The sequence below is a fragment of the Streptomyces nanshensis genome (assembly GCF_001751255.1).
Classification (GTDB): Bacteria; Actinomycetota; Actinomycetes; order Streptomycetales; family Streptomycetaceae; genus Streptomyces; species Streptomyces nanshensis_A.
Genome location: NZ_LJGW01000394.1, coordinates 1 through 3,528 on the forward strand (window position 1 = coordinate 1; position 3,528 = coordinate 3,528).

General features: G+C 69.6%; 2 protein-coding genes and 2 pseudogenes. All 4 read left to right on the plus strand.

All coding sequences use genetic code 11. The features are described 5' to 3' along the window. Positions 1-257 (plus strand): annotated as a pseudogene (locus tag AN218_RS37035) (hypothetical protein); the annotation flags it as partial. A 229-nt stretch (positions 258-486) separates the two neighbouring features. Next, positions 487-1,602 carry an alanine dehydrogenase gene (ald, locus tag AN218_RS24490; protein ID WP_079132543.1) on the plus strand — a complete coding sequence of 372 codons (1,116 nt, stop codon included), beginning with the start codon at positions 487-489 and terminating at the stop codon, positions 1,600-1,602. A gap of 394 nt (positions 1,603-1,996) precedes the next feature. Beyond that, positions 1,997-3,190 carry a ParA family protein gene (locus tag AN218_RS24495; RefSeq protein WP_079132541.1) on the plus strand — a complete coding sequence of 398 codons (1,194 nt, stop codon included), beginning with the start codon at positions 1,997-1,999 and terminating at the stop codon, positions 3,188-3,190. Continuing rightward, positions 3,175-3,528 (plus strand): annotated as a pseudogene (locus AN218_RS38470) (hypothetical protein); the annotation flags it as partial. The gene AN218_RS24495 and the pseudogene AN218_RS38470, both read left to right, overlap by 16 nt.

The following is a 3,528-nucleotide window of genomic DNA, read 5'->3' on the forward strand; positions in this document are numbered from 1 at the left end:
CGCACGCCCGCGCGCTCGCCGAGATCGCGGGGGTGCACGAGCGGGAGGGCCGTCCGCAGGAGACGGCGCGGGTGTGCCGGCAGGCGGTCCAGGCTGCGCGCGAGGCGGACGAGCAGGACGGACGGCTGCACGCGGCGCTGCTGTTGAGGCTCGCCGACGCGTGCGAGCGGACCGGCGACGTACGGGCCGCCGGGCTGCACCGGCAGGCCGCCGAAGCCCTGCTGAACTCGCACAACTTGACGGTTCAGGTGGAGTAGACCTAAGAAAGCATAGGGAATCAAGGAAAAATTCCTTGTTTATAAGGCTGGACAGCGCGCGATCCTTCATTAAACTGGCGGAGCCGTGGCCGTCCAGGCGACAACCGGCGTATACCTCACATGTGTTGCATGTGCTGCCGTATCCGGATGTGTGCGCCACGGATGCCTTCCGCACCCACAGGCGCGGGGGCGCCTCCGAAATCACCCGAAGTCAAGGACCGTGATCGACGTGAAGGTCGGCATCCCCCGCGAGGTCAAGAACAACGAGTTCCGTGTGGCCATCACCCCGGCCGGGGCGCACGAACTCGTACGCAACGGACACCGGGTCACGGTGGAGCGCGGAGCCGGAGTCGGCTCCTCCATCCCGGACGAGGAGTACGTCGCGGCAGGAGCGTCCATCCTGGACTCCGCCGACGAGGTCTGGGCCACCGCCGACATGGTGCTCAAGGTCAAGGAGCCGATCGCCGAGGAGTACGGGCGGCTGCGCAAGGACCAGACCCTCTTCACCTATCTCCATCTGGCCGCGTCCAGGGAGTGCACCGAGGCGCTGCTGGAGTCGGGCACGACCGCCATCGCCTACGAGACGGTGGAGACGGGCGGCGGCGCCCTGCCGCTGCTCGCCCCGATGTCCGAGGTCGCCGGCCGGATCGCACCCCAGGTCGGCGCCTACCACCTGATGCGCTCGGCGGGCGGCCGCGGCGTGCTGCCGGGCGGCGTTCCGGGAGTGCCGGCGGGGCGCGCGGTCGTCGTCGGCGGCGGCGTCTCCGGCTGGAACGCCACGCAGATCGCCACGGGGCTCGGCTTCCACGTCACGCTGCTCGACAAGGACGTCAACAAGCTCCGCGAGGCCGACCGGATCTTCGGCACCCGGGTGCGCACCGTCACCTCCAACGCCTACGAGCTCGAACGGGCCGTCCTGGAGGCCGACTTGGTGATCGGCGCGGTGCTGATCACCGGCGCGAAGGCGCCGAAGCTGGTGAGCAACGAACTGGTCTCCCGTATGAAGCCGGGGAGTGTCCTTGTCGACATCGCGATCGACCAGGGCGGCTGCTTCGAGGACTCGCGCCCGACGACGCACGCCGAACCGACCTTCCAGGTGCACGAGTCGGTCTTCTACTGCGTCGCCAACATGCCCGGAGCGGTGCCCAGTACGTCGACGTACGCGCTGACCAACGCCACGCTCCCGTACATCGTGCAGCTCGCCGACCACGGCTGGCGCGAGGCGCTGCGCCGGGACACGACGCTGGCCAAGGGCCTCAACGTCCATGACGGAGAGGTCTTCTACGGTCCGGTCGCCGAGGCGCACGGCATTGCCGGCCGCGAACTCGGCACGCTGCTGGGCTGATCCGGCCGTCAACCGCACAAGTCAACGCCGCCCGGCGGCGGTTGAGCCCTCGTCGGGACGTGTCACCGGATGTCTTCGGCCCCGTGCCGCGGAAGCGGACGCGGGGCCGACGCGCTGGTGAAGACATGCTGTTCACGGGGCCGAAGGGCGCTCAACGGCGGTTCCACGCGGGCGCGTTGGCGTCCGCGGAAGCCTCCGCACCACCCGTCCGGAGGGGCCCCGTGACGCACATTGCCTCTTGACACGGGGGAGTTCGCACCTCGACACATCGTGCCGTCTCCGGTGGATTGTGTTGCTGCGGACGGCCGACACGCCATAGAGTCGCCAATCGTCGGCATGGTGTCACGCTGACCTGTCTAGAAGTTTCCTGGTCACCAAGGAGGTAGGACGACTTGTGAATGAGTCGACATTTACTCCCGGGGGTGGCCAACCAGGAGCACCTGCGCGGGGCCAGAGGTCCTCGGAGTCCGAGGGTGTCGGCTCCGTCGCTGTCCGCACCTTCGCCGCCCGTTACGACGCAGCACCCACCACCACAGCCCACCAGAGCATGGACGGCCGCCAAGTGAACGCCATGGCCGGCAACTCCGCGGGCGACGAGTCCGCCGAGCTCGCCGACTACAGTGACCCGCACCGCATCCCCTACGGCGAGCTGCCCGAAGGGCACTTCTACGATCCGGACGCGGAGTACGAACCCGACCCGGAGTACGCCGCGACGCTCGCGCCCGACGCCGCGCGGCAGCGCCGCGAGCGCATCGGCCCAACGGGCCGCCCCCTTCCGTACTTTCCGATCCCGGGACCGGTCAGCGAACCGGGCCCCGCGAAGATCATCGCGATGTGCAACCAGAAGGGCGGCGTCGGCAAGACGACCTCCGCCATCAATCTGGGTGCCGCGCTCGCTGAGTACGGACGGCGCGTGCTGCTCGTCGACTTCGACCCGCAGGGCGCCCTGTCGGTCGGCCTCGGCGTGAATCCGATGGAGCTCGAACTCACGGTCTACAACCTCCTGATGGAGCGCGGCCTCGCGCCCGACGAGGTGCTGCTGAAGACGGCCGTGGCGGGCATGGACCTGCTGCCGAGCAACATCGACCTGTCCGCGGCGGAAGTTCAGCTCGTGAGCGAGGTCGCGCGCGAGTCCACGCTGCAGCGCGCCCTCCAACCCCTGCAGAACGACTACGACTTCATCGTCATCGACTGCCAGCCCTCGCTCGGCCTGCTCACCGTCAACGCGCTCACCGCGGCGCACAAGGTCATCGTCCCGCTGGAGTGCGAGTTCTTCGCGCTGCGCGGCGTCGCCCTGCTGACGGAGACGATCGAGAAGGTGCAGGAGCGGCTCAACCCGGAGCTGGAGCTCGACGGCATCCTCGCGACGATGTACGACTCCCGCACGGTGCACAGCCGCGAAGTGCTGGCGCGCGTCGTCGAGGCGTTCGACGACAACGTCTACCACACGGTCATCGGGCGTACGGTCCGCTTCCCCGAGACGACCGTCGCCGGTGAGCCCATCACCACGTACGCCTCCAACTCCGTCGGTGCCGCCGCCTACCGCCAGCTCGCCAGGGAGGTGCTCGCCCGGTGCCACGCCGAGTGAGTCTTCCTGCTGCTGACGAACTCTTCCGTACGACCGGGGGCTCGGCGGTCCAGCCGTCGGCCCCCGTGAACCAGAACCACGCCAACGGCGAGGAGCCCTCGGGAAAGACCACCGCCCCCACCACCCGCGTACCGTCGCCCGCCGGCGAACAGGACGCCGCCGCAGCCGCCTCCGGCGATGAGTCGGCCACGTCCGGCGCCGCCGGCGACGGCCACGACGACGACGGCGATACCCCGGCCGCCGACCGTTCCGAGGCGGCCGACGGTCAGAGCGAGCACAGCACGGCGGGCGAGGGCGACGAGTCCGCCGACGGCGGCGCACAGCCCGGCGCCGCGACG